This is a genomic window from Nostoc sp. (assembly GCF_036917975.1).
Classification (GTDB): Bacteria; Cyanobacteriota; Cyanobacteriia; order Cyanobacteriales; family Nostocaceae; genus Nostoc.
In genome coordinates this window covers 28254-53561 of the sequence record NZ_JBALEJ010000100.1, presented here as the reverse complement: position 1 = coordinate 53561, position 25308 = coordinate 28254, and the positions used below count along the sequence as shown (strand labels likewise).

Genomic DNA, 25308 nt, shown 5'->3' with positions numbered 1-25308 from the left:
CCAATTCGTAATGGGTTATGTCCCACTTCGCTAACTTAATTCGTAATTCGTAATATCTTTGATGTAAGCGTAAGCGCCACCCTTGAGATTGACGCTTACACTCAACAAATTTGGGCTTTATCCTCTGAAGTTGACACTAATGGGCACTGCCGTGCCCTTACGGGTATACTGAAGAATTATTCTTTTAAACGAGGTAAATTTGGTCTTACAAACCTGAGTGAGGAATTAGTGCTTCGGGCATTAGTGCTTGAAGAAGCAGTAGTTGGCGAACTGAGATTCAAGAAATCAATGAGTTTAAGGGTACGATTACGAATTTTCCAGCCTCCATTTCTGTTAACAACTTGATCTTCATAAGTGCCATTAGCTACATCAATGCTAGTTTCCGAACGTTTATGAGTAGCATGGAGATAAGAGGTAATCGTTGCTTTATTATTCTCAACTGAAATGTTTATTGTACCTATCAAGTGTTGAGTAGCTGTATAACCATTTCCTTGGAATACTGAATAGACAAAATCTGCCCAAGAATCTGTCCCATAACTTGTTTGAGTTGTCCCATCAGGGGAAATGACAGTGAGAACTGCATCTTGAGTAAAACAATCCCGATAAATATTCTTGCCTTCTTGGAGATTTCCTCTACCAATAGCGTCAGTTCCTAGCGAGTAACAGGATGTTAATTTTTGAATTTCTAGTTCCGCGTTAGGTTGAGATGCACTTGCTAGTTCAAATTTACCACCAATAAACAGCACAAGAGTGACTGCAAGCACAATCAAAGTTATACGATTTAACAGGAACGAAATAGCCTTGGAAACTATTCCCCCATTTTCTCTTCTTTTTTCCACAAGATTACTCCCTTAATTATTTACAATTTTCGCATCTTGTACTGTAGCCAAAACTAAAGTTTTGGATAATAATTTTAGCCAATAAAACCTGGCTGAAATGCTTGGAGATTTTGCTAGGAATGATATTTTATATTCGCTAGAAAATCTATTTTCTAGTAAATGAAAAAACTAGTACGTACAAGATTTGATGTATACAATTAGTTATAACAGTTAATTAGTAAGTTAGAGGTGTTAATTGCAACTAAGTTTGTGTTGATTTGATTAAGTAATAAAGTTACCACTTAGATAGTTTTAGTAATAGCAAAATGAATTTTAGTTTACCAATTTTCAGTAAGCCCTAAATAGAATTACTATAGCAATTCTAAAAGATTCATGATAAACTCCTCAACGAAAATCGGCGGTAATCCCATCCCAAAAAGAGGGGTGTCCAGGATAGCCGTACGCCGATTTAGTCATTAGTCATTAGCACCAATGACTATTTAACTTTACCGATCGCAGCATTTTCTACAGCTTTAAAATAGTCTCCAAATATGTAAAAAAGCATTAGCTTATTAACAAATAAATGGTTAATTGTGTAAAGGTTATTTACTTGCTGATGAACTGGCAGCATCCTTTCCTCGTCATTGTTGGAATTCCTTCGTGGAGAGTCGAGTTGATTTGATATCCAGTACGATTTGGCATTGATTTTTGATTATAAAGTTATAAAATTAGCATCACCCCCGTTCTATCGTGAAAGGGGTTCTAGTTTAATTATTCCCAGCAGGAGAAAATTATTAACACTGGGATTCCGTACTCAAGGGTTGTATATTAAAAAGCGATTATTGCCTGGTAACGGAAAGTAGTGGCTAAAATCTGACTGTAATTTTTACACCAACCGCAGATAAGGACACTTTTGTAAAAAACTAGAGGCCTTATTGTGAGCGTCTATATTATGAGTATGCGTTGGTGTCGGTCGAATAATGCCACCAAATAGGTCATCCAACCCGTAGGGTGTGAAAAATTGCCATTGGCCTTGGGCATCTAGTCGAACTCCCACAGCAGTAGCAGTATGCAGCCAATCTGCGATCGCATCCTCTGTATTAGTATAAGGTCTGCTGCCAAGTCGCCAACGAGCAAAACTGGCTTGATTTTTAACATCAAACTCGTCATGAGGAAATTTTTCTGTGAGGGTTGTCTTTGCTACTTGTTCCTGGGAACGGTTTCCCTCTGTATCAAAGAATGCAATATCAAAATCTTTAATACCTAACCCACAATCATTGCCAAAAATTGCAGACCAAACGGTGTTTCGGACTGCACCACCAGCTAACCACCAGTTAGGTAGATTTAGTTGAGCGATCGCAGGTAATACTGTATTAATACGTGTATCAGCTAAAATCATCTGTAGGCGAGTGTTACTATTCATATTAAATGCCTGGGATTGTCAAGTAAAAGGTGAAAATATTATCATTCACATTTCATGAAACTTACGGTGTTGATAGTCCTGCTGTGACACTTGGCAAGTCAATCTTTTTGAGGATAACTGCTGAAGTCATAGTATAAAGAAAACAAGGTTACACGAAGGTTAAATTGTGAATTGATAATTAATAATTTTTATTTATGGAAGATTTATTTGCGCGACTAGAACGCACACTCAATCCTGAACTGCCAACCCTTGCAGAGTCACAACAACAACTCCTACAAGAACTCAGTATTGATGAAAATCAACCCGGTACGATTCTGCATGACTTTCAAACCCTGATAGATTTCTTGCAACCAAACGGAGTGGAAGTTAGTAGTGTTAATAACCTTCTACCGCTAAAAGTACTATCAGAAGTTAATTCTCGGTTAAGTCACCCAATTGAAACTAAACTCAAACGCCCCGTACAGAAATCATACCCCTACATTAATGGACTATATCTGTTATTACGCAGTTCTGGAATAGCCCAAATTAGATCCCAAGGGAAAAAGCAGGTTTTAGTTTTAGACGCAGCAACTTTACAATCCTGGTCAAACCTGAACTTAACAGAACGTTATTTCAACTTATTAGAAGCTTGGTTGATTTGGGGAAATAACGAAATTTTGGGCGAACATCAAGATTCATTAGGGAATTTATTTAGATGTATGCAGCTTTGGCCCCGCGTCCCAGATAAAGGTTTAAAATTTCCTAAATATGAAAACCAACACGATATTAGTTATTACCCCGGTCTACATAATGTTGCCCTGTTAGAGTTATTTGGATTGTTATCTATCAAACATGGTAAACCACAAGAAGGCAAGGGGTGGCGCATTACTAGTTTACAACGCTTACCCTTTGGTGATGCTCTGTTGCAATTACTTTTCCCATTGGGTATACGAGGAGAATTACAGGATGATGTAAATGTAACTTTTGGAAAACTACAGTCACATTTACAACCATTTTTTCCAGAATGGGAGCATAATTTACTTGTTCCTAAGCAAGGCTTCACGGATGGTATTTATATTTTTAAAGTGTCCCTTTCTAAAGCTTGGCGACGCATTGCGATACCAGCAAATAAACCATTAAGCTGGTTAGCAGAGATAATTCTTGATGCTTTTGATTTTGATTACGATCACCTATACGAATTTAGTTATAAAGACCATTTTGGTCGCATCATAAAAATCGGTCATGCCTACATGGAAACACCGCCATTTGCAGACCAAGTGCAAATTGGTGATTTATCTCTAGAACCAGGTGGTAAAATGACCTATCTTTATGATTTTGGTGACAACTGGAAATTTGATGTACAGTTAGAAGCAATGAATCCACCTGATAAGAAAATTAAAAAAGCTAAGATTTTAGATGTTCACGGAAATGCACCTCAACAGTATTGGAGTGAGGATGATGAATCGGATGAAGATGAAGAATAGACATCTCCGAAAAAGAATGTAGAGACGTAGCACTGCTACGTCTCTACAAGGGTTCTGGGTAACGTATATTTATTTCTGGAGATGTCTAATAAGAGGGATTTAGGGACGCGTAGAGAATCGTGTCCACGTGTCTTCTGTTTGTGTCTAGCAAAACCCGCTTTAAGACAGAGACAGTTTTAGTTACAATCAGGCAACACAAATTTTCAGGAGATAAAACTTGTGAGTCTTCCATATACTGGAGGTTGTCAATGTGGACAGATTCGTTATGAAATTCATGCCCAACCATTAACACTTTACCTATGCCACTGCAAGGAGTGTCAAAAACAATCGTCTAGTGCTTTTGGAATGTCTCTTACAGTATTACGAGATGCTGTTGTAATTGTTCAGGGAAAACCGAAAGCTTGGACTCGGAAAAATGATAGCGGACGTGAAGTAAATAACCTGTTTTGTGGCGACTGCGGAACGCGATTGTTCCATGAACGAACTTACAAACCAAATACCATCAATATCAAAGCTGGAACCTTAGATGATACAAGTTGGTTACGCCCAGTGGGTAACATTTGGACAGGTAGTGCCCAGTCATGGGTAATAATTTCAGACCAATTACTCAACTATGACGGTCAACCAGAGGATACGCAGCCGTTATGGGAAAAATGGAAACAACAACATCCTTAACAATTCAAAATTCAAAATTCAAAATTCAAAATTAAAGACATTTCAGACGTGGATTTAACCCTGACAGCACTTACGCAAAATCATGAAAAAACAAACCGCATAGACGCGGAGCGGCTTTCCGTAGGGTAGGACGCAAAGCACACGAAGGAATAGGAGGAATGGCACTAAGTTAAGATACAGCCCTTGCGCTGACTGGTTCCTAGCCTCCAGGCTGGGAACCCATTCTGGGAGGCTCCGCCTCCTCTTTCTTGACCAGAGGCGGAGCCTCTCGGAATACATTCCCAGCCTGGACGCTGGGAACGAGGCTACACAGGCTTTTGGGCTTTTCTTAGTGCCATTCGGAATAGGAGTTTCAGAGAGTTTTTGCATAAGCAAAAAAATGGGAGCATCCCAATTTTGCTTAAATATTTTCCCTCACCCCCAGCCCCTCTCCCATCTTTGGGAGAGGGGAGACATAATTCTAGTTCCCCTTCTCCCAAAGATGGGAGAAGGGGTTAGGGGATGAGGGCTATCAAGGTTTTTGCACATTTGGGATGCTCCCAAAAAAATTGTAGGTTGGATGGAGGCTTTGCGTAACCCAACATCCTGATATCTGTTGGGTTGCGCTCCGCTCCACCCAACCTACGTCTAAATACACTAATCAAATACTAGTACAGCACGGCGTAAATAGATATACCATTCTAAATCCCTGAAAACCTTACGCTGTATTCATTTTGAATTTTTAATTTTGTTAGCGCCGGCGGCAAGCGAGTCTTGTCTGCGACACGCTACGCGAACGAGCGTCATTTTGAATTCCGCCTTGCGGTACTAGTCCTATAGTCTAATTCACGACTGTAGCAAAGGTGATAATGATAAATTTTTACTGGTAAACTACTTTAATGAACATATTAAAATATTTAAAACAGTAATAGTAAACTCAAATTATAAGTTCAGTTTGTGTATTATATATATTATATTTCTACTTGTCTGCAAATCATTAATAAAGCTAACACATTATGAATATTTCAGATGAAGACTTACTGGACATTTCCAATCAAGTAATTTAGGTGAAATTGGATAATTAAGACGATTTTGGTTCATTTTCAACACTTTTAACAGTTATTTTTAGACAAGCTTGATGAAAAACGATACACCACAAGAATTGAACTCAGACCAAGAAATTGGGCGCTTGATTGATGAGGTAATGTCTTCGTCTCTGACTGATGAACAGTACCGCAAAAAGATGCAGCGACGCAAAGAAGTTCAAGACAAGCGCATAGCAGAAGCCGTACCAGAAAAAGGGTTAATTATTGTAAATACTGGTAACGGCAAGGGTAAAACCACTGCGGCTTTAGGGATGGTGTTACGATCGCTAGGTCATGGGTATAAAGTAGCGATCATTCAATTCATCAAAGGTAGCTGGGAACCTTCTGAGAAAAGGGTTTTCAGCTATTGGGAAGACCAGATAGAATTTCACGCAATGGGCGAAGGCTTTACCTGGGAAACTCAAGACCGCGATCGCGATCTTGACAAAGCTAGCGCCGCTTGGGAAAAATCATTAGAATACATCCGCAACCCAGACTTTCATCTGGTGTTGCTAGACGAAATCAATATCGCCCTCAAAATGGCTTACTTACCAGTAGAAGACGTTTTAGCCGGTTTAGCGCAAAAACCTGCTAACAAACACGTCATTCTCACAGGTAGAGGCGCACCATCGGCTTTAATTGAACGTGCTGACCTAGTAACCGAAATGACCCTAGTTAAGCACCCTTTCCGCGATCAAGGTGTGAAAGCACAACCGGGAATTGAGTATTAAATCAGAAATCAGAATTGCGATCGCAAATATCCACTCTGAATTCTGAATTCTGCTGTATTTGTTTACTTCTTATTCCAGAGATTTAAAAATGCTTGAGAGATGGCTGGGGTAATCTGACTTTGTAAGTGATTTAGTGCATCACGATGATTTGCATTGTTGTCATCATAATAAGTAAAAAGATTTGTCAGCTTGACAATCTCAGGGTTTTGATCGTTTGTTCCCCTCCATTTGTTAGTAACTTTGTTTAAAACATCCTTGGGTAAATTTTGTTGTAAGTTATTTAACGCTGCAATGTAAGAAGGATTTTGAGGATTTTTTTTGAATTGAAAGCACAAATCTATCAGCTTGAGTTGTGACTGAGGCGGAGTTGGGGGCTTATCTGTGAGACTCGGTTGCTGTAGAATTTGACGCTGTTCAATAGTCGCAATACCATTTTCAGTTAAACCCTGAGATTTCTGAAATCTTTTGACTGCGGTATAAGTAGCTGGGCCATAAAAAGGCTTGTCGGGAGGAATTTCAGCATCGGTTGCAAAATGGTGAAACTTCAATCTATTCTGAAGCCCTTTGACTGTATCTTCCATTACAGTTCTAGTATCAGTATCAGCATTACCATTAACCGTAAGTTTTTGTGGGTACTGTTTCTGAAACTTTTTAATAGCTTCTTCAGTAGGATCGTCTGTCAAGGAGTTGTTATTCCGCTTCCAGGGAGCAAATTTAGTGAGATCCGGCTTAGGATCAATCTCAGGAGCTAAATATCCTAGCCCAATCAATATATGACGGATGACTTCAGGGCTACTAACGGACATAGGTTTTGGTTCCTTTGCGATTAAACTACCATTTAATGTATCTTGGTTTACAAAAATTAGGTAAGTAGAAATAAATAAATCTAACATTTCTTGTTTGCAAGGCGTTCCAAAAGATGATGTGTGACGTTTGGCGTAGGCGACTACACACCGAGAAAAAGAAAGGGCGATCGCGATCGCTTATTCTCAACTATTGATGATACTACGCAGCAGGGCAGCACAGCTGTCATACGTGTCAACTTAACGCGAAATCACTTGTCCGCCGGGAATTGAAATTCCCGTATAATAGCGAAAGTCATCTGAAGATGACTAAATATCGCCAAAAATCTCCAGTCTACTTCAGTAGACTTAAGCTAAAAGCCAAAGAAATTTATTTTTGAAGTAATAAGTAATGAGTAATGAGTATTACTTATTACTTATTACTCATTACTCATTTATTTCCGGGTGGGCATGGAAGCCAACAGATAAGCTATTTCCAGCTTAAGTTGACACCTATGGCCGTCAGTAGCCCCTTCATCCCTTTTAAAATGATTATCATTATTGTTTAATGGAATAGTTTATTTTCTGGAAGTCCCTTACATCTGGAATTGATTTAAAACTCAAGTAAAAACAAATTCTGGATGGATGACGAATCCTACTTGTTTTTCTGGTAAGGTGGTTACTGTCTTGACCATCAATGCCACAAGCGAAACCAAGCGGTGGAGGTATATGTTGCATCGCCTTTGGCGTCTCCCCTTGGGAGAAGAAAAAGATTTGGGTCTTGGGAACCAGGACTCCTGCCCTTGGAGGGAATGTAAGACCAAAAAAAAACTACGGAGTAATTGATGGCTATTCCCGATGAATTGGGAAGCCCAGACTTCAGCCGTAGGCAAGTCTGAGTAGTTCACTCTAAGATTTCGTTGCTTTGCAAAATCTAGCTCAAAAGGGTATACCACAAGGTAGGCCTCTAGAGGTATCTTGGCTTGTGGTTGGAGATGCTTATGTCCTTTGTTCCTTTACATATTCACAGCGACTATAGTTTGCTCGATGGGGCAAGTCAACTACCAGAGTTGGTGGATCAAGCGATCGCACTGGGGATGAAAGCGATCGCCCTTACCGATCATGGTGTCATGTATGGAGCCGTTGAACTGATCAAAATCTGCCGTAGTCAAAATATTAAGCCGATTATCGGCAATGAAATGTATGTAATTAACGGCGATATTGAGAAACAAGAACGCCGCCCCAAATATCATCAAGTTGTTTTAGCTAAAAATACCAAAGGTTACAAAAATTTAGTTAAATTAACTACAATTTCTCACCTCAAAGGTGTTCAAGGTAAAGGAATTTTTTCTCGACCTTGTATTAATAAAGATTTATTAAAAGAGTATTATGAAGGCTTGATTGTCACCAGCGCTTGTTTAGGTGGAGAAGTCCCCCAAGCGATTCTCAGTAATAGACCAGATGCCGCCCGGAAAGTTGCACAATGGTATAAAGAGATATTTGGTGATGATTATTATCTAGAAATCCAAGACCACGGTTCTCAAGAAGACCGGATTGTGAATGTTGAAATCGTCAAAATTGCGCGGGAACTAGGAATTAAAATTGTTGCGACTAATGATTCACATTTTATTTCTTGTTTTGACGTTGAAGCCCACGACGCTTTGCTATGTATTCAAACTGGCAAATTAATTATTGAAGATAAGCGGATGCGCTATAGCGGTACAGAGTATCTCAAGTCTGGTGAAGAGATGCGGCAACTATTTCGTGACCATTTACCAGATGATGTGATTGTAGAAGCGATCGCTACTACTGAAGAAGTCGCTGATAAAGTCGAGCCTTACCATATTATGGGTGAGCCTCAGATTCCTACACCTCCCATTCCCCCTGGTCATACTGCTGACACTTACGCCGAAGATGTTGCATGGAGTGGACTTTTAGAACGATTAAATCGCAAATCTCGCCAGGAAGTCGATTCCGTCTATAAAGAAAGATTGGAATACGAACTGAAAATGATTCAGCAGATGGGTTTTTCCAAATACTTTTTAGTTGTATGGGACTACATCAAATTTGCTAGAGATAATAATATTCCCGTAGGGCCAGGTCGGGGTTCGGCGGCTGGTTCATTAGTTGCTTATGCAATGCGAATTACTAATATTGACCCCGTACATCATGGGTTACTATTCGAGCGTTTCTTGAACCCAGAACGTAAATCTATGCCTGATATTGATACAGATTTCTGTATTGAACAACGGGATAAAGTTATTGATTATGTCACCGAGAAATATGGTGCAGATAGAGTTGCCCAAATTATTACTTTTAACCGCCTAACTTCTAAAGCAGTTTTAAAAGATGTCGCCAGAGTATTAAATATTCCCTACGGGGAAGCTGACAAAATGGCGAAATTGATTCCTGTAGTACGGGGGAAGCCAACGAAACTCAAGGTGATGATTTCCGATCAAACTCCAGAACCAGAGTTTAAAGAGAAATATGATAAAGAACCCCATGTTCGCCATTGGCTTGATATGGCGATGCGAATTGAAGGAACTAACAAAACCTTTGGTGTTCATGCAGCAGGTGTAGTAATTTCCGCCGATCCACTGGATGAAATTGTCCCATTACAGAAAAATAATGACGGTTCTGTAATTACCCAATATTTCATGGAAGACCTGGAATCAATGGGTTTGTTGAAAATGGATTTTCTGGGTTTACGCAACCTGACGCTGATTCAAAAAACTGTTGATTTAATTCAAGAAACGAAAGGATATCGGATTGATCCTGATGAAATTCCCCGCCAGGAAAGAAAAGCCCAGAGGATATTAGCTAAAGGTGAGCATAGCACTTTACCAAAAGATGTCCAAAAAACTTATGATTTATTAGAAGCAGGTGAACTAGAAGGGATATTTCAACTAGAATCTTCTGGGATGCGTCAGATCGTGCGAGATTTGAAACCTTCTAATATAGAAGATATCTCTTCAATTTTGGCACTTTATCGACCAGGCCCATTAGATGCAGGACTAATTCCTAAATTTATCAACCGCAAACATGGTCGAGAAAAGATTGATTATCAACACCAAGTTCTAGAACCAATATTAGACGAAACCTATGGAATTATGGTCTATCAAGAGCAAATCATGAAAATTGCTCAAGATATGGCTGGGTATTCTTTAGGACAAGCTGACTTGCTGCGTCGGGCGATGGGTAAAAAGAAAGTTTCGGAGATGCAAAAGCAGCGAGAAAAATTCGTGGATGGCGCAGCTAAAAATGGCGTGCAGAAAAAAGTTGCGGATGAATTATTTGAGCAAATGTTGAAGTTTGCGGAATATTGTTTAAGCTATGACACAGAAATATTAACCGTAGAATATGGATTGCTGCCGATTGGAGAAATTGTCGAAAAAAGCATTGAATGCAGTGTGTATAGTGTTGATAATCATGGGAATATTTACACGCAACCTGTAGCACAGTGGCACGATCGCGGCGAACAAGAGGTATTTGAGTATTGTTTGGAAGATGGTTCATTAATTCGGGCAACAAAAGACCATAAATTTATGACTGTTGATGGTCAAATGTTGCCAATTGATGAAATATTTGAACGCGAATTAGATTTGATGCGGGTTGAGGGTTTGCCAAATTCATTGGTTTACCAACCAGAGCGCCAGGGAATAGAATTCCCTGTCTAATGGTGCAAGTCCTCTAGAAGAGGACTAGAAAAAACTTGGTTTAATTGTTCACTAGTTTCACATAGTCGTCTTCAGACGAATATTAAAACGCTAACACAAGCATTACATGAACGGATTGAGTCAGCAGCGCGGATGTTGCCATTACCAGAGGAAGATGTAGCACCTGCACATGAGTCTAGTAACAGTGAAACTGATGTTTTAGAAAATTTCCCAGCACGAGTTTATCAAACACCCGGATTGCAAGGATAGAAAGGTGGTGGATTTTAATAAGCTAGAACATAGGCTAAAATGTTCTTTCAATAAGCCAACGCTTGAGCAACACCACAAATCCTGGCGTTGGAGGCGATGTTTACGCATAATTCACATTTTGATTCAGCAACGCCAATAATCTATATCAAAAGTTAGCTCAGAAAAATTATGCAAAAAATTCATATTTATGCACAGCAGGGAGATATTGCAGGAGTCGCACGTAAAATAGCCAATGGGGTTGATATTGAGCGCCTAGACGAGTATTCCCAGCAAACACCATTAATGTGTGCGGTTAGCAGCGCCAATGCAGGTATTGATATGATTCGCTTCCTCTTGGAACATGGCGCGAATGTGAATGCTGTTCAACAAGAATCTCAAAATACCGTTCTGGCTGGGGGAGGTGAAATGCACTTTTACTGTGAACAGGCGTTGCTAGAAGATGGCAGTAAGCAGAGTGATATTAGGTCGCATCGTTTTAGACCTGATACAGGCAAATCGCTGATAAAAGTTTGCCCAATGCGCGGATTTCCAGGGTTGCTTGAGTTGAAAGGCTCTCAGTAGCTTGTGTGTAAGGAGTTTTACGGTTGTTTACACCCAGGCTTTCCTGACTGGAGTAAACATCAAGTTTGACGGTTTGTCTTTTGACAGCGATCGCAACTTCACGTAAAGTGCCGCACTAGAGGAGTGCTGAATAAAGAAAAGAATTTCTTATTACTTCTTCAAAATCTTTATTCTGACACTCAGGACTCATGACTCAGGGCTTTTTTATGGTAGATTTATTGCTGATCGCGATCGTGGGATTCCTGGGGAGTTTTGGACATTGCTTCGGGATGTGTGGCCCTTTAACAGTGGCGTTTTCCCTGTCTCATCAGCCGAAACAGACATCACCCTTAGAAAAGCCCAACACTTGGCAACAGCAATTAAAATTTCATATCCTGCTAAATCTGGGGCGGATGTTGAGCTATGCCCTAGTCGGTGCGAGCATTGGGGCGCTAGGTTCGGTATTACTGCAAGGCGGACAGCTAGCGGGTGTTGGCAGTGACTTCCGGCGCTGGATGGCAATTCTAACTGGTGTCATGTTGATTTGGTTTGGCTTAGGACAAGTAAAACCCGATTTACTGCCGCGTCTTCCTGTGCTACATCCCCTATTGCAAGGTAGTTTACACGATCGCCTCAGCACCGGAATGGTTAAGCTTTCCTTAAAAACCAAATGGTGGACACCAATGTTTTTGGGGATGACTTGGGGTTTAATGCCCTGTGGTTTTTTGTATGCTGCCCAAATTAAAGCTGCTGAAACTGGCAATTTATGGATGGGTGGGGCAACGATGCTAGCTTTTGGCTTAGGAACTCTGCCGACGATGTTAGGTGTAGGCGTTTCCACATCTTTGGTAAGTCAAGACAAGCGCAGTCAGTTGTTTCGATTAGGCGGTTGGGTGACGCTGATCATTGGCATCATTACCTTGTTGCGGACTGGTGACACAATGGTAGATTACACCGGACACGCTGCCTTAATCTGCTTAATTTTGGCACTAATTGCGCGTCCCATTAGTGGCTTGTGGGCTTCACCACTGCGTTACCGCCGGGGCTTGGGAGTGGGAGCTTTTGTGCTTTCTGTAGTTCATACCGCCCACATGATAGAACACTCATTGCAATGGAATTTTGCCGCCTTTGATTTTATGCCGCGAGAATTTCAGTGGGGTATGGCTGCGGGTGCTGTAGCATTAGTATTAATGTCCCCCGCCGCTTTCACAAGTTGGGAATCTTTGCAAAAATCTTGGGGTAAGCGTTGGCGACAGATTCATCTATTGGGTGTGCCAGCCTTGCTCTTGAGTGCTATTCATACTGTGTTGATTGGTTCCCATTACCTGGGTTCCTTGCAATCAACTTGGGGAAATAAATTAGCGGCAGTACTGTTGGTATTTTTTACTCTCAGTGTCTTGCTAATCCGTTCGCGCTTTTTTTGGTCAAAGTTAGCCGTAGAAAAGTTTTATGTTCCCCCAACCAAATCGCGGTAAATCATCCTTATTTTCTGGCTTCATCCCAACAAGTCAAAAACAGAGGCATTACCTACTCAAAGGCATTTCCTGGCAGAATCAAGGAACAATAAAGTATTTATTATTCCTGAGTTGCTTAGTTATATCAATGACTAATCTTTACCCTGCATCTGCTCATAAAGTGGAAGTAGCTGGAGATGTCGGTGCCACTATCCACATTGAACCAAATGATAATCCCCGTGCTGGAGAACCGAGCCAAGCCTGGTTTGCACTTACCCGCAGAGGTGGAAGGGTAATTCCCCTATCACAGTGTAATTGTCAGTTAGCTGTTTATGCCGAACCTTATGCAGCCGGAGAGCCTGCACTGCTAGAACCAGAGTTAAAACCTGTGTCAGCCGAACGCTATCAAGGTATTCCAGGTGCGGAAGTTGTTTTTCCCAAGCCAGGTATTTATGAGTTGCAACTGAATGGTAAACCGATCTCTGGGGCAAGATTCAAACCCTTTGAGTTCAAATTTAAAGTTACTGTAGCAGGCGGGTCTACACAAGAGAATACACGAAACATACGAGATGTCAATGGTGATTTAGCAGAGGGAGAATCTCAGAAATTACCAACTTGGGCGATCGCACTGCCAATCTTCGGATTCATTGCCATCTTAGTTGTTGCAGTACGAGGGACGAGAGGGGGAAGTGGGGAATAGGGAGTAGTGGAGTGGAGGGTTAAGTTATAGTAAGTCTTTGCCCTCTGCTCCGGGAGCATTACATCGCTATATTTTGGGACTGACAAATAAAAAAATATCCAATTAACTCTTGTGGGGTGGGCGTCTCGCCCGCCCTATGAAATTTCTTGCCGTAATGAAATGGGCACTACTTCGCATTCCGCAACAGTTTCCGCCGTCATTTAACAGTGCGGCTCAATTATCTTGGAAAATTCCACTTTAGCGTTCGCAAAAACTCATAAGCCCTCTTGAGTACGGTTCCTCCGTTGAATATTTCCGACAGTGCTTTGCCAAATCCTTGACTTATAGCGTAGCCAATTGACATTGCACCCTCATTCAATCGGCGTTGGCGAAGCCTACCGTAGGTAATCGCCTAATTCACAAGTAGCAAAATTTTTCTCCCACCAGTCCAACATGATTTGTCACCTTTAGCACCCAATTTCAATTACTGTACCCTATGTGCTGTGCTTTATCTAAAATCCTTTGTAAGCAAGCCTTTTGAGACTTAACGGTAAAAGTCAGATTGTTCTATAGCGGTTCTTAATTGCATAGAATACAGACCATTTGTAGGGGCACAGCATTGCTCATTGGTGTCAACTTAACGTGAAAGCAAGTCTAGAACTAGCTTTTAGATTCTCTCGTTCCCAGTCTCCGACTGGGAATGCTTGTCTTTGAGGCTCCGCCTCTCCTTACTGGCGGCAGAGCCACCAGGAGCAACATTTCCAGCCTCCGGCTGGAAACGAGATTTTAAAGGAGTTTCAGCTGAAGTTGACACCAATGAGCATTGCTTTACTCTATTGTGTATTGCATCCAAACGAGAACCGCTATAGTCCCCAGTCCCCAGTCCCCAATCCCCAATCCCAGTCCCCAGTCCCAAATCCCCAATCCCCAATCCCCAATCCCCAATTTAAAATTCCACAATTACCGGCACATGGTCGCTGGGTTGAGTTAACTTTCTTGGCGCGACATCAATAATGCAACTTTTAGCACGTTCATATAGTACGGGTGTCAAATAGTGATGGTCAATTCGCCAACCTAAGTTGCGACGAAAAGCGGCAGAGCGATAATCCCACCAACTATAATTTCCGCCTTCTGTGTTGAATTTGCGAAAAGCATCGGCAAATCCCAGCGCCAAAATGTCCCGTAAGGCTTGACGCTCTGTTTCTGTTGCCATGATATGATTTTCTGTACTCACTTGCTCGTGAATATCCTTGTCTTCTAGGGCAATGTTGAAGTCGCCGCACACACAAATTGCATATTCTGACAACACCAGCAATCTTAAATACTCGTGTAGCGCTGTCAACCAGCGTAGTTTGTATTCATATTTCTCGGTTCCTACTGCTGCACCATTGGGAACATATAAGTTTACAACGCGAACACCATCAATTACACCTGTAATCACGCGCTTTTGCTCGTCCCATTCATGATGTAAATCTGGCAAAATCGCCCGAAATCCGCTACTGACATCTACAAGTGGCTGGCGGCTAATCAGGGCTACGCCATTATAAGATTTTTGTCCTGATATATAAAGGTTATAGCCTAACTCCTCAAAAGGCGATCGCGGAAATTCAGCTTCCACAACTTTAGTTTCTTGCAAGCAGAGAACATCAACAGGATTCAGGGTTAACCAATCGATAACCTGTTCAAGGCGAGTGCGAATTGAGTTGACGTTCCAAGTAGCGATTTTCATTAGTTAATTATCAGAATTTTTGTAAATTACTAATTACAAATTATGTAATTATTGTACAATTACTTAATATTTATAATTTTTCTTCCTTTTACCAATTACCTTTAAACCAAGCTTTAATGATTTGATCCCATTGAATATTTTAGTATTTTCCGCTACAAAATATTCAATTTTGTAAGTTCCGCTACAAAATAGTCTACCTCATTATGATCCCCAGGACAGATGCAACAAGTAATAGATTAGTTATAGGTTAGAACTGTAGGTCAGAGTTGACTTTTGCCGATAGCCCATTAGATTTGACGGAAGGAAATGTGCGGTGCGATTAACCTTTATTGCGCTTTTGTTAGCCTTTTAGGTTAATTTAAATGTCAAAAGAGTAAGTAGAAATGCTCTTGCCTCATAAAATAATGATGTAGCTCATTATTGAGGTAAATTTCATAGACTGAACCAAAAAAACTTATGAAAATCGCTCAAGTTGCCCCCTTATGGGAAAGGGTTCCACCTCCTAATTATGGAGGGATAGAACTGGTAGTGAGTCGCTTAACTGATGAACTTGTTCGTCGTGGTCATGAGGTAACTTTATTTGCCTCTGGCGATTCTCAAACTTTGGCTCATTTAGAAGCAGTTTATCCACGTGCATTACGCTTAGACCCAAATGTGAAAGAGTATGTAGTGTATGAAATGCTAGAACTAAGCCAAGTTTACCAAGGTGCTGCCCAATTCGATATTATCCATTCTCATGTAGGGATTTCGGCATTACCTTTAGCGAGTTTGATAACAACAACTTCTACAGTCCACACCCTGCACAATAATTTTACAACTGACAACCGTCACGCATTTAGCTACCACCAAAAGCAACCTTATATCAGCATTAGTAACTCGCAGCGTCAAATCGATCTCAATTATGTTGCCACAGTTTATAACGGAATTGAGCTAGCAGATTACCCATTCATAACCCAACCGTCAGAACCTCCTTATTTGGCATTTTTAGGGCGTTTTTCGCCAGATAAAGGGCCGCAACATGCGATCGCCATTGCTAAACAAAGTGGTTGGCGCTTGAAGATGGCAGGAAAGGTTGATGCAGTACACTCTGAGTTTTTTGAACAAGAGATTGCTCCCCATATAGATGGTCAGCAAATTGAATATCTCGGCGAAATTAACCACGCTGAAAAAGCTGAACTTTTGGGCAATGCTGCTGTCACTCTTTTCCCTATTAACTGGCAAGAACCTTTTGGTTTAGTAATGATTGAATCAATGGCAACTGGTACACCAGTTATTGCGATGAATTTAGGTTCGGTACCTGAAGTTATTGCCCACGGTAAAACAGGTTTTATCTGCAATAACTACGCAGAAATGGCCGCAATGATTCCACTAGCTTTGGAACTCAATCGTCAAACCTGTCGAAAATATGTGGAAAATAACTTTAGCGTTAACCAAATGGTTAACGGATATGAAGCTGTTTACAGACAAATTATTAAAGACCGCATAGAATCGAATGGTCGCATTCATGCTACCAAAATCCATTTTTAATCAACTGCTTTTTTTTGCTGAGTTTAAACAACAAATTTTTTTAAGGAGGATATTGGTATGAGTACGAGAGCCAACACCTGCCCATGCTGCGGCGGTTCCCTCCTGCGTCATGCCCGTCATGGTGAACTATATTGGTTTTGCCTGTCGTGCCGACAAGAAGTACCGCTATTAAATGCTATTCGCTTACCTAATGTGGATACCCGGAACACCGGAGTAGTTCCCCAGCCAGCAGTGAATACTTAGTTTTTCAACATATAAAACTTACTAAAAATCAATACTGATTTAGTTTAGACCTATCAACAGGTTGCCCTCAGGATTCCCCAACTTCAGCGTATCAAGTTGGGGAATCTTTGGCGCTTCGGGACTGGTTTTGAGGTGGCGCTTGCCTAAAATATGTCTAGCTTTGCCTCTGTTTTTTGAGCCTTTTAGTCTTCTAGAGACACGACGTTGTGAACGCTTAAGAACTTTTTCACCAATACGAAGAAACTTAGGGTTTTCAACCATTGTTCCATCAGAGTCGGTGTAGTACTCTTTCAATCCAACATCTAATCCAACTGTGTTGCCAGTAGGCTCTATGTTTTCAGAACGGTCTACATCACTGCGTACCTGTTCTTTAGGGGTTTTCAAACTTCCCAGTCTTTCTTGTAAGCAGCCCAGACTTATTTTAAGGGCTGAAACCTTTAATTATTCACGCCTACTGATTTATTAGAGAAACAAGAGCTATTTTGCTTTGGGAACTCCAAGAAATAAATTATCCAATATCGTAGGGTGGGCATCTTGCCCGCCCTATGAACTGGGCGGGCGAGACGCCCACCCCACAAGAGTTAATTGGATATTTTTTATTTGGAAGTCCCTTTATAAATTTCTGGTAACTGCCACCAAGGAAGATGGGGATACTCATGATGTTCCTCGTGATAGCCGAAATGATAGCACGTGATAAATGACCACCAAATTGGACGGCTAATCGTTTGGGCACAATGAGGCTGAATATAGCCTCCTTTTGGTTCGCTATGTGGGAGGAAAGTACCAAAATAAAATAATTGGAATGAACTTAAAAGTGAAGGATACACCCAAAAGTAATTTAGATTATCACTGGGGATATGGAGTATATTGTTAACAAAATTATAAATAATGATGAGGGTAATTATTTGTCCCCAACTCCAGTAACCTTTCATAAAATATAAATACCAAGCAAGGAAGTTTTTGTATTTACCATTATGAAAATCTGGGTCTTTTTGAGTTGCTGGATTGTGGTGGTGTAACCAATGCTTTTTTAATAATTGTTTATATGGTAAAAGACCATAAAGAGATAGGGTTAATATCCCAATAATATGATTAATTTTGCTGTTTTGGGGAAACACTACCCCATGCATAGCATCATGAGACGTAATAAATAATCCCGTATATAAAAATGTTTGCCAAGCTATGGTAGGCAATAGCACCCAAAGTTTTGACTTGGAGATGTCAAGGGGAAGTAATAAACTCAAGCTAATAACCCATACACTCACAATGACAATAGCAATGAAAAGTCCTTTAAACTGGGATTGACTTTTCACTACTGGAGTCAGTTTTGTTTGATGACTGGGTGGTTGTTCTAATTGAATCACGCTATTATTCCGTCTAGTATTCAGGTAAAAATTCCTAAAATATAGTCACCACAAAAAACACTAACCACCAGCCAGAAAACCCTATTAGCGGTCAGTGTTTTGCATTGGATAGTGCTAACACTTTAAGATGTTTAGAAATATTAAGATACTTTAACTATTATTACACATACAATCGCCATACCAACAACTGTTTTTGGTATGGCGGTTGGATTATACAAGTTATAGTACTGATGGTTTTGGTGATGATAAAAACTAGTATTTGTAATATGGGGCTTTTTAAAGAGCCGAAGTCGGGGAAAAAGGCGGTAACATAATTAGCAGCAAGAGTAGGTAATGAAGTGGAGTAATTCGTGTATGATGCTGTAGCCGTTGAGATCCCAAACTAATGTAGTCTAGAAACTGAATCATCGCCAAGCGTCTAAGGTTCAGATTGAGGATTAAACCCCAACTCTAAAGCGTCACTTAGGTAAAGTTCATTGCTTATTTTACTGATTTAACCTATCAATTAGGACTATCTATAGTATTAAAGAAAAATATTAGGTGAATAGAATTCGCTACTACACAAAACTTAGTCCACCTTTCCTGCGGAACGCTACGCGAACGTGGACTAAGAGAAAATCAAGGGTTTTTAGCCCACTGAGGTGGGTTTTGTTTGTATAGCCGCGACTTCCAGTAGTCTTGTAGGGTGTGTTATGCCGTAGGCTAACGCACCACCCGAAGATTTTGGTGCGTTACGGAAGCCGTAACACACCCTACACATACTTAGTAGTTTTGTAGGTTGGGTGCAGCGATAGCGTAACCCAACATAAAATTTGGTGGTAATGTTGGGTTGCGTTTCACTCCACCCAACCTACATAAATATATCTTTTAAAAAACTCTAGGTTTCAACATAGATGAGGTTTATGTTAACAAAAATGACCGAGGCTGAAACTCTCTTGCCTCCTGCTTCCTGCCTTATCCCAACGACAAATATTGACGCCCACCTACTTAATATGACTCGCATTCTCGTTTAGTTACATAGTGCCGATAGCGAAACATCGCTTCTAATTGCGCTTGTACTAGCCAACCACTGATAAATTCAACTGTTCCTCCACCAGGCATAGAGAAGGAGATAGCATCAGTTAGTCTAGTTTTGCCATTTTCTGGTTCAAATTCATGTTGATGTACCCAATACTCGAAAGGGCCAGATATTTGTTCGTCGGTAAACAGACGATATTTTTCACATTCAGTATGACGCGCTAACCAAGTTAAGGGTAATGGTCCGAGAAACAAGCGAAATTCGGTGATAGCGCCTACTTTCAATCCCCCCTCACGACGAACCACTTGGACTGGCTGCCAAGGTGGATTTAACAGTTGTAGAATATCTGGCCTTTCGTGAAATTTCCAAACTACTTCTGGTGAGGCATTAATTACTGAGGAATGTTTAAAGTGCAGCATGGAAAGAAAAACCTAAAATTCAACTTTCGGATTCAGTATCAATTTCGATATCTAGGGTATCTTCGTCAACCCGCACATACAAAATATTTGGGTTACAACAAACTTGACAATCTTCAACGTAAGATTGCTGTCCTCCAGCACTCAAATCAATAAAAGTTAAGTTCGGTTCGCCGCAATAGGCACAGTAATACTCGGCTGTGTTTTGCATCAAGTTTTCAAGGTATTGGGGACTGGGTATTGGGGACTGGTATTGGGTATTGGGTATTGGGTATTGGCTACTGGGTATTAACTTTTAATTCCTAGTCCCTAGTCCCCAGTCCCTAATCCCTAATCCCTAGTCCCCAATACTGGCTGTAATTCTTTTGGGGATGGATTGATATAACTCTTAGCATCAGCCAAATGCTTTAGTAGTGTAGACTGTGGCAGAGGCCCTTGCAAGTGGCTCCAGGGTAATACTTGTTCTGTTGACCATTCGGTGTGGACGTAGAAATCTAAGTCGGGGATTTGTCCTTTGAGTTGTTTGAAAGCACGTTTGTAGCTACCCAAGGAATCGCCAAAGTCACGAGTAAGTTCGAGAAGTTGGGAGAGTCTGCGATCGCCTCTCGATAACAAAGCCTGTATAATTGACCAATTATAGCTTTCTGGGCGAAACTCTATTCCCTGTGGTTTTAGCTGTTTTTGTAAAAACTGCAACCGCTTTTCGGCTTGCCGATTCACCCCAAACCATTGAAAGGGTGTGTGTGCTTTGGGTACAAAGGTGCTGCATCCAAATGTTAAGCGCAATCCTGGTGCAGCTTTTTTGATATTACGCATCATTGCCACGGTTTGCTCTAAATCTTCTGCTTCTTCACCAGGAATTCCTGCCATTCCGTAGAGTTTCAAGCTTTTTAATCCGCCAGCTTTGGCATTTATCGCCGCTTGGATAATTTCATCGTTATGCAGCTTTTTATTGACGATTTGCCGGATTTTCTCAGAACCACTTTCTACAGCAATAGTAAGCGATCGCGTGTCTCGTTTCGTCAAAGTTTCTGCTAACTGGACTGTTACAGTATTAGTTCGCACTGAGGCAATACTGAGACGGACATCATCGTACTTTGGTTGACTAATATAATCTAGCAACGCCTCAAACTCTGGATGTTGAGTAACTGAAGCCCCTAATAATCCTAACCGATTTGTGACCTCTAAACCTTTGGCGATCGCTGGAATTAATGAATCTTCCAGACTCGCTGTTCTAAAAGGCAGTGTGAGATAACTCGCCAAACAAAAGCGGCACATTTCTGGACAACTTCTCACCACTTCCACCATGTAAATATTTTCCCAGGCGGCTTTTTCGGTGACTACAGTTGATGCTGATAGTGTATTACCCCGATAAGTTTGCTTTTGCACCACTGCGGGAATTTCGGGAGAAATTGGTTTAATTGACTTTACTTCACCATCTCTGGTGTAATATTCCACCTCATACAAACTGGGTACATAAATTCCTGGTATTTGTGCAAGTCTTTTTAGTTGAGTTTGTCTTGAGGCATTTCTGACTTCTTTGTAAGCCTCAATAAAATTCCCTAATAGGATTTCGCCATCCCCCAGTAAAACGACATCAAAAAAATCTGCAAAAGGTTCGGGGTTAGCAGTGAGAACGGGGCCGCCACCAAAAATTATCGGATGAGAATCATCACGAGAGGTTCCTCGAATGGGAATTTCTAAAGATTCCAGCAAATTTAAAATATTCACATAATCCAGTTCCCACGAAATCGAAAATCCTATAATTTCCGGTTTTCTGGGGAGTTGTTCGTGAATATCGGTAAACAGGCGACTCACCTGCACATCATCACGCATTGCAAAAGTAGCCCACACTACCTGATAGCCGAGACTAGTTATACCTACGCTGTACTCATTGGGAAAGGCGAAGATTATGGGAATAGCGTTGGTATCTGGGGTAGTGGGGTTAAATAGAAGGCGTTCAGAGTCAAATACAGATGATGTCACAGGTGTTTGTTAGATGCAAGTTTATCTATATTTAATTTTAAGCCATAGAATAATTAAGTTAAAAACCAATGTTACGGCGTTAGCAAGAATAATTGGTAAAGATTGTAAATAAATTCCATAGATTAGCCACAAAAAAACACCAGCTATGAATGTAACCAGCGTTACTAAAGAAACATCTTTGGCTGATTTTGTTTGCCAAGTTTTAAACATCTGTGGTAAGAATGCGGTGGTGGTTAATGTGGCGGCAGCTAATCCTAGAATTGTCAGAAAATCCATGTTTAATTATTCATATTAAGTTGCCATATCATACATCAGCGATCGCCATTGTCTGATTAATACAACGCTATACGAGACATTTTACACTGTTGAGCGATCGCTACAACATCTTAACAACAAGATTACCGACTTATTCAATAAGTCGGTAATCTAAAAATGTATCACGGTCTTAGCAAGAATAATCGGTAAAAATTGTAATTTATGTATATTAACCACCAAAAAAGACCGATTATAAATGCAATTAGCATGACAAAATAAAACTCATTCAAGGATATGTGATAAACACTAGCAAAACCGATGAATTAATTCTTCACGAGACAACTGCAACAGTAAAGGCGTAAACTCTTCTGGCGGTAACGATAATAAAGGTTCAATAATTGCTTGAAGCTCATTATCTATTTCACCAAAGCGAACTTTGAGCAAGTTTTCTACCACCAAGCGTTCTCCCTGCTGAATTCCTCTTTGGAGTCCTGTTTGGAGTCCTGTTTGGAGTCCCCGTTGTTCTCCTTCTTGTATCGCCTGTTCGCGGTCTTGTTGGTAAAGTGGTGCTAATCGCATAAGTAATTCCCTATCTTCCTCGTCTTGATTTTGAGTGACTTGTAAGTTTTGTTGCAAATTGTACAGCAATTCTAACGCTGCTTTTCGGAAAGGATTATCAGGAGTAAGTGCTTCTAGTTCATCAATTGCTTGCTTTTGAACGTTTCCCCTACCGATGATTCTCAGCCATAAGGTTTCTCGGATAGAAGGCAACTGATGGATTGCTACTATAGCTGTACGTAGATATTGTGGCAGAAAGTGTATTCCAGGTAGGTAGTCATCTTTTGGGTTAGCACCAAATCCTGATAAGAGTTGCGCTGATGCTGTGGGGGTAAGAATCCATAATTTTGGTAAATCAGATTCTAGAATACGAGTTTTATTCCGATTTGCTTGTCGTTGTAAATCGCCACGCACCTCTAATAATTTTAAGAGACAATCGCAAATTTCTGTAGCTGAGGCTGCGTTACGAAAGGGTTCAAGTAGAGAAGGGGTAGTGACAATTTGACCTAATAATCCGAGTGTTCCTGGCATCTCCCTTGGTTGTGGTTTGGGAATGAAATAAACATCAATCTGTCTAACTTCTCCTGCGACTCGTCTAGGTGCTTGGACTTCGCCGTAAGGAGTGAGTAATTGTTCGAGATAGTCTTTGGCAAATTGGTCATGGATAAATCTGGTCATGTTGGTAGTTTGGTGATGCAAACCAGTTTATTTACCATGTTCTGACGATTTTTTGAGATAAGACTTAGCCCAAGCATATCGTTGTGAATCTTTTTTTAACAAGTACTCTGCTGCTTCATGTCGTTTATTCTCATCTTTTGTAGTCTTGATTACTCGTTTTCTTTCAGCATCTATATCTTCAGTTTCAGCTCCACGCTGAATGGCTTTTTCAAACCAACAATCCCCTTCTTCATAGTTATATTGGTCATAACATATAGCACCTATTAAGGTGTAAGGTTGATGACTATCAGGCTGATATTCCATAGCTTTTTTTGCACAAATCTCTGCATCAGCTAAGTTATCCATATCTCTGAATGCTGCCCCTCTAGTGACTAAAATAGCTGATTTGAGATTACTGTTGTTAACTCTATTTAAGTCTAGGTTAGTAAGTTTTAAAGCCTGTTCAGGCTCATTTGCTTTGCGCCAATAACCACTGGCTGTGGGGATATTCCACTTGTGTCCAGTACGTCCAAGTTCTTGTTCGTAAAACTCTGCTTCTAGTCTGTAATACGCAAGAGCAATTTCACCACCACGATATAGTTCATTCTCTTCCATAAGCTGTAAAACTAACTTAGGATCTAGCCGTTCTTTTTTCTCTAGCTTGACCATGATCGTGTAAAATGGCTCTAATGGAAGTGAAGGAGCTGCCAATCTATATTTTCTTTTGAGTGCAGCAAAGTGCTTGTGCTGGGCTAAAATAATGATATCTTCATATTCATTATTTCTTAGCCAGTCAACTTCTAAATCGCTCAGAACTACTCCTGATATTATCTTTGACTTCAAAATAGAAGCATATTTATCATTAGCAATTTCAATTGTTTCAGGTAGTTGAGACTGTCTTAAAAAATTAATATCCTGCTCATTTAAATGAGTTTCTGAATCAAGTTTTTTAAGAATCGTATATAAATAACTAGTAGGTGATGAATCTTGATATTGGCTAGCTTTATACTTTGCCTTCAATGCGATAAATTCTCGTTTTCGTTCAAGTTCCTCAGCAATAGCAATTGTATTGGTAAGTCCTTGCTGTTCTAGCCAGTAAATTTCTGAATAAATTAATTTTTTGTCCGCATCAATTTTTTGGAGTATTTGATATAGTTGACCTGATAAGGACGTATCTGGATGTTGGCTTGCTTGATATTTATTCTTTAGCTGGATAACTTTAGCCCGTCTTGCAGACTCTTGTTTTTCAAAAATTTCTATAACTTCAAAAAGTTCATGATTTAGCAACCACTCATATTCATGATCACTTAAACTCATTTCTGTGTCTAGCTCTTTTAGTATTTTATACAGTGGGCTGTCAGGAGATGAATCTTGATACTTGGTGGCTTGATATTTATTTTTTAGATCAGCAAAGCGTTTTATATCTTGAACAATTGCAACTGTTTGAGTAAGATTATTATCTTGCAATAATTTGACTTCTGAATCAGTCAAACTATTTTCTGAGTCAAGTTTCCAAAGTATCGGATACAAAACATTACCTACTGATGATTCCCAGTTTTTGGCAACTTTATACTTAGCTTTAAGATGAGAAAATTCAGCTTCTAGTCTTTTGAATTCTCCCATTTTAAATTGTTGTAGCCAGATAATTTCAATAGTTTCAAAAAGTTGATGCTCTTGTAACCAATTAAGTTCTAGGTCACTGAGTTCAATACCTAAATCAACTTTACGCAGTATGAGATACAGGAGACTAGCGGGTGATGAATCTTGATATTGAGTTGCCTGGTACTTGGACTTTAAAGCAGCAAAGTGTTTTAAGCGATTTTGAGACTCTTTATCCATGTTGATAGTAGATGCGCTCGCACTTAGTCAAATGTTTCATCCGCTACTATAGCAATACCAGTAAAAAAGGGCGAGTAAGGCACTCACCCTCGAAGCATAAATATTTTCTGAAGTTAATATCCTGTTAACTTAGTTTCATCAATGAACTTAGGAATCCTCAT

24 protein-coding genes and 1 pseudogene are annotated in these 25308 nt (G+C 40.3%); 11 read left to right on the top strand and 14 right to left on the bottom strand.

Features of this window, described 5'->3' with window-relative positions; genetic code table 11:
- Window positions 1-176 precede the first annotated feature (176 nt).
- From V7K76_RS31510 to V7K76_RS31500, 3 genes are all read right to left on the bottom strand, one after another.
- Entirely contained in the window at window positions 177-839 is a 663-nt protein-coding gene (locus tag V7K76_RS31510) for a nuclear transport factor 2 family protein (protein WP_334777278.1), read from the bottom strand.
- Window positions 840-1314: 475 nt separating this feature from the next.
- Window positions 1315-1449, bottom strand: a complete 135-nt coding sequence (locus V7K76_RS31505) for a hypothetical protein (protein ID WP_334777276.1) — start codon at window positions 1447-1449, stop codon at window positions 1315-1317.
- A gap of 255 nt (window positions 1450-1704) precedes the next feature.
- Window positions 1705-2241, bottom strand: a complete 537-nt coding sequence (locus V7K76_RS31500) for a nucleotidyltransferase family protein (protein WP_334777274.1) — start codon at window positions 2239-2241, stop codon at window positions 1705-1707.
- Window positions 2242-2435: 194 nt separating this feature from the next.
- On the opposite strand from V7K76_RS31500, the gene V7K76_RS31495 reads away from it, so the two are divergent.
- The 3 genes from V7K76_RS31495 to cobO all read left to right on the top strand — a co-directional run bounded on the left by V7K76_RS31495 (window position 2436) and on the right by cobO (window position 6174).
- Window positions 2436-3704: a plasmid pRiA4b ORF-3 family protein gene (locus V7K76_RS31495; RefSeq protein WP_334777273.1), complete on the top strand. Its 1269-nt coding sequence runs from the start codon at window positions 2436-2438 to the stop codon at window positions 3702-3704.
- A 219-nt stretch (window positions 3705-3923) separates the two neighbouring features.
- Window positions 3924-4379 (top strand): GFA family protein, encoded by a 456-nt coding sequence (locus V7K76_RS31490; protein ID WP_334777272.1) that lies wholly within the window; start codon window positions 3924-3926, stop codon window positions 4377-4379.
- 1117 nt (window positions 4380-5496) lie between these two features.
- Window positions 5497-6174, top strand: a complete 678-nt coding sequence (cobO, locus tag V7K76_RS31485; protein WP_334777271.1) for a cob(I)yrinic acid a,c-diamide adenosyltransferase — start codon at window positions 5497-5499, stop codon at window positions 6172-6174.
- Between the two features lie 62 nt (window positions 6175-6236).
- Here cobO and V7K76_RS31480 read toward each other — a convergent pair whose 3' ends face one another.
- The gene (locus tag V7K76_RS31480) at window positions 6237-6980 is read right to left on the bottom strand and encodes a peptidoglycan-binding domain-containing protein (protein WP_334777270.1); all 744 of its coding nucleotides are present in this window, start codon (window positions 6978-6980) and stop codon (window positions 6237-6239) included.
- A gap of 120 nt (window positions 6981-7100) precedes the next feature.
- On the opposite strand from V7K76_RS31480, the gene V7K76_RS31475 reads away from it, so the two are divergent.
- The 5 genes from V7K76_RS31475 (at window position 7101) to V7K76_RS31455 (ending at window position 13576) form a co-directional block, all read left to right on the top strand.
- On the top strand, window positions 7101-7250 hold the full coding sequence (locus tag V7K76_RS31475; RefSeq protein ID WP_334777269.1) for a hypothetical protein: 150 nt from the start codon (window positions 7101-7103) through the stop codon (window positions 7248-7250).
- 707 nt (window positions 7251-7957) lie between these two features.
- Window positions 7958-10633, top strand: a complete 2676-nt coding sequence (locus tag V7K76_RS31470; protein WP_334777268.1) for a DNA polymerase III subunit alpha — start codon at window positions 7958-7960, stop codon at window positions 10631-10633.
- A 417-nt stretch (window positions 10634-11050) separates the two neighbouring features.
- Window positions 11051-11443, top strand: a complete 393-nt coding sequence (locus tag V7K76_RS31465) for an ankyrin repeat domain-containing protein (RefSeq protein ID WP_334777267.1) — start codon at window positions 11051-11053, stop codon at window positions 11441-11443.
- A 206-nt stretch (window positions 11444-11649) separates the two neighbouring features.
- Window positions 11650-12897, top strand: coding sequence for an urease accessory protein UreH domain-containing protein (locus V7K76_RS31460; RefSeq protein ID WP_334777311.1), 1248 nt, complete (start codon window positions 11650-11652; stop codon window positions 12895-12897).
- Window positions 12872-13576 carry a hypothetical protein gene (locus V7K76_RS31455; protein ID WP_334777266.1) on the top strand — a complete coding sequence of 235 codons (705 nt, stop codon included), beginning with the start codon at window positions 12872-12874 and terminating at the stop codon, window positions 13574-13576. The genes V7K76_RS31460 and V7K76_RS31455 overlap by 26 nt, the downstream gene beginning before the upstream one ends.
- A gap of 217 nt (window positions 13577-13793) precedes the next feature.
- On the opposite strand, the gene V7K76_RS34750 is transcribed toward V7K76_RS31455, so the two are convergent.
- A complete protein-coding gene (locus V7K76_RS34750; RefSeq protein WP_442936197.1) occupies window positions 13794-13919 on the bottom strand; it encodes an IS4/Tn5 family transposase DNA-binding protein in 126 nt (41 codons plus the stop codon).
- Between the two features lie 346 nt (window positions 13920-14265).
- Between V7K76_RS34750 and V7K76_RS31450 the strand changes: the two genes are divergently transcribed.
- A complete protein-coding gene (locus tag V7K76_RS31450; RefSeq protein WP_334951547.1) occupies window positions 14266-14424 on the top strand; it encodes a hypothetical protein in 159 nt (52 codons plus the stop codon).
- 77 nt (window positions 14425-14501) lie between these two features.
- On the opposite strand, the gene xth is transcribed toward V7K76_RS31450, so the two are convergent.
- On the bottom strand, window positions 14502-15284 hold the full coding sequence (xth, locus tag V7K76_RS31445; protein WP_334777264.1) for an exodeoxyribonuclease III: 783 nt from the start codon (window positions 15282-15284) through the stop codon (window positions 14502-14504).
- A 456-nt stretch (window positions 15285-15740) separates the two neighbouring features.
- On the opposite strand from xth, the gene V7K76_RS31440 reads away from it, so the two are divergent.
- Complete coding sequence (locus V7K76_RS31440; RefSeq protein ID WP_334777263.1) at window positions 15741-16811, top strand: glycosyltransferase family 4 protein; 1071 nt, start codon at window positions 15741-15743, stop codon at window positions 16809-16811.
- A gap of 57 nt (window positions 16812-16868) precedes the next feature.
- Window positions 16869-17054: a hypothetical protein gene (locus V7K76_RS31435; protein ID WP_179063627.1), complete on the top strand. Its 186-nt coding sequence runs from the start codon at window positions 16869-16871 to the stop codon at window positions 17052-17054.
- A gap of 120 nt (window positions 17055-17174) precedes the next feature.
- On the opposite strand, the pseudogene V7K76_RS31430 reads toward V7K76_RS31435, so the two are convergent.
- From V7K76_RS31430 to V7K76_RS31395, 8 genes and pseudogenes are all read right to left on the bottom strand, one after another.
- A pseudogene (locus V7K76_RS31430) lies at window positions 17175-17408 on the bottom strand (transposase); the annotation flags it as partial.
- A gap of 242 nt (window positions 17409-17650) precedes the next feature.
- Window positions 17651-18418 (bottom strand): beta-carotene ketolase CrtW, encoded by a 768-nt coding sequence (crtW, locus tag V7K76_RS31425; protein ID WP_334777262.1) that lies wholly within the window; start codon window positions 18416-18418, stop codon window positions 17651-17653.
- Between the two features lie 987 nt (window positions 18419-19405).
- Window positions 19406-19855 (bottom strand): SRPBCC family protein, encoded by a 450-nt coding sequence (locus V7K76_RS31420; protein WP_334777261.1) that lies wholly within the window; start codon window positions 19853-19855, stop codon window positions 19406-19408.
- Window positions 19856-19874: 19 nt separating this feature from the next.
- Window positions 19875-20063 carry a CPXCG motif-containing cysteine-rich protein gene (locus tag V7K76_RS31415; protein WP_012411100.1) on the bottom strand — a complete coding sequence of 63 codons (189 nt, stop codon included), beginning with the start codon at window positions 20061-20063 and terminating at the stop codon, window positions 19875-19877.
- Between the two features lie 119 nt (window positions 20064-20182).
- Window positions 20183-21838, bottom strand: a complete 1656-nt coding sequence (locus tag V7K76_RS31410) for a B12-binding domain-containing radical SAM protein (protein ID WP_334777260.1) — start codon at window positions 21836-21838, stop codon at window positions 20183-20185.
- A 21-nt stretch (window positions 21839-21859) separates the two neighbouring features.
- Complete coding sequence (locus V7K76_RS31405) at window positions 21860-22114, bottom strand: SemiSWEET transporter (RefSeq protein ID WP_334777259.1); 255 nt, start codon at window positions 22112-22114, stop codon at window positions 21860-21862.
- A 285-nt stretch (window positions 22115-22399) separates the two neighbouring features.
- A complete protein-coding gene (locus tag V7K76_RS31400; RefSeq protein ID WP_334777258.1) occupies window positions 22400-23329 on the bottom strand; it encodes a hypothetical protein in 930 nt (309 codons plus the stop codon).
- 27 nt (window positions 23330-23356) lie between these two features.
- Complete coding sequence (locus tag V7K76_RS31395) at window positions 23357-25147, bottom strand: hypothetical protein (protein WP_334777257.1); 1791 nt, start codon at window positions 25145-25147, stop codon at window positions 23357-23359.
- Between the last annotated feature and the right edge of the window lie 161 nt (window positions 25148-25308).

Excerpts from the sequence above, each read along its gene's own strand:
- V7K76_RS31505 (WP_334777276.1), bottom strand. The coding sequence starts at position 1,449 with ATGCTGCCAGTTCATCAGCAAGTAAATAACCTTTACACAATTAACCAT.
- V7K76_RS31500 (WP_334777274.1), bottom strand. The coding sequence starts at position 2,241 with ATGAATAGTAACACTCGCCTACAGATGATTTTAGCTGATACACGTATT.
- V7K76_RS31495 (WP_334777273.1), top strand. The coding sequence starts at position 2,436 with ATGGAAGATTTATTTGCGCGACTAGAACGCACACTCAATCCTGAACTG.
- cobO (WP_334777271.1), top strand. The coding sequence starts at position 5,497 with ATGAAAAACGATACACCACAAGAATTGAACTCAGACCAAGAAATTGGG.
- V7K76_RS31480 (WP_334777270.1), bottom strand. The coding sequence starts at position 6,980 with ATGTCCGTTAGTAGCCCTGAAGTCATCCGTCATATATTGATTGGGCTA.
- V7K76_RS31470 (WP_334777268.1), top strand. The coding sequence starts at position 7,958 with ATGTCCTTTGTTCCTTTACATATTCACAGCGACTATAGTTTGCTCGAT.
- V7K76_RS31465 (WP_334777267.1), top strand. The coding sequence starts at position 11,051 with ATGCAAAAAATTCATATTTATGCACAGCAGGGAGATATTGCAGGAGTC.
- V7K76_RS31460 (WP_334777311.1), top strand. The coding sequence starts at position 11,650 with ATGGTAGATTTATTGCTGATCGCGATCGTGGGATTCCTGGGGAGTTTT.
- V7K76_RS31455 (WP_334777266.1), top strand. The coding sequence starts at position 12,872 with ATGTTCCCCCAACCAAATCGCGGTAAATCATCCTTATTTTCTGGCTTC.
- V7K76_RS34750 (WP_442936197.1), bottom strand. The coding sequence starts at position 13,919 with ATGTCAATTGGCTACGCTATAAGTCAAGGATTTGGCAAAGCACTGTCG.
- xth (WP_334777264.1), bottom strand. The coding sequence starts at position 15,284 with ATGAAAATCGCTACTTGGAACGTCAACTCAATTCGCACTCGCCTTGAA.
- V7K76_RS31440 (WP_334777263.1), top strand. The coding sequence starts at position 15,741 with ATGAAAATCGCTCAAGTTGCCCCCTTATGGGAAAGGGTTCCACCTCCT.
- V7K76_RS31435 (WP_179063627.1), top strand. The coding sequence starts at position 16,869 with ATGAGTACGAGAGCCAACACCTGCCCATGCTGCGGCGGTTCCCTCCTG.
- V7K76_RS31420 (WP_334777261.1), bottom strand. The coding sequence starts at position 19,855 with ATGCTGCACTTTAAACATTCCTCAGTAATTAATGCCTCACCAGAAGTA.
- V7K76_RS31415 (WP_012411100.1), bottom strand. The coding sequence starts at position 20,063 with ATGCAAAACACAGCCGAGTATTACTGTGCCTATTGCGGCGAACCGAAC.
- V7K76_RS31405 (WP_334777259.1), bottom strand. The coding sequence starts at position 22,114 with ATGGATTTTCTGACAATTCTAGGATTAGCTGCCGCCACATTAACCACC.
- V7K76_RS31400 (WP_334777258.1), bottom strand. The coding sequence starts at position 23,329 with ATGACCAGATTTATCCATGACCAATTTGCCAAAGACTATCTCGAACAA.
- V7K76_RS31395 (WP_334777257.1), bottom strand. The coding sequence starts at position 25,147 with ATGGATAAAGAGTCTCAAAATCGCTTAAAACACTTTGCTGCTTTAAAG.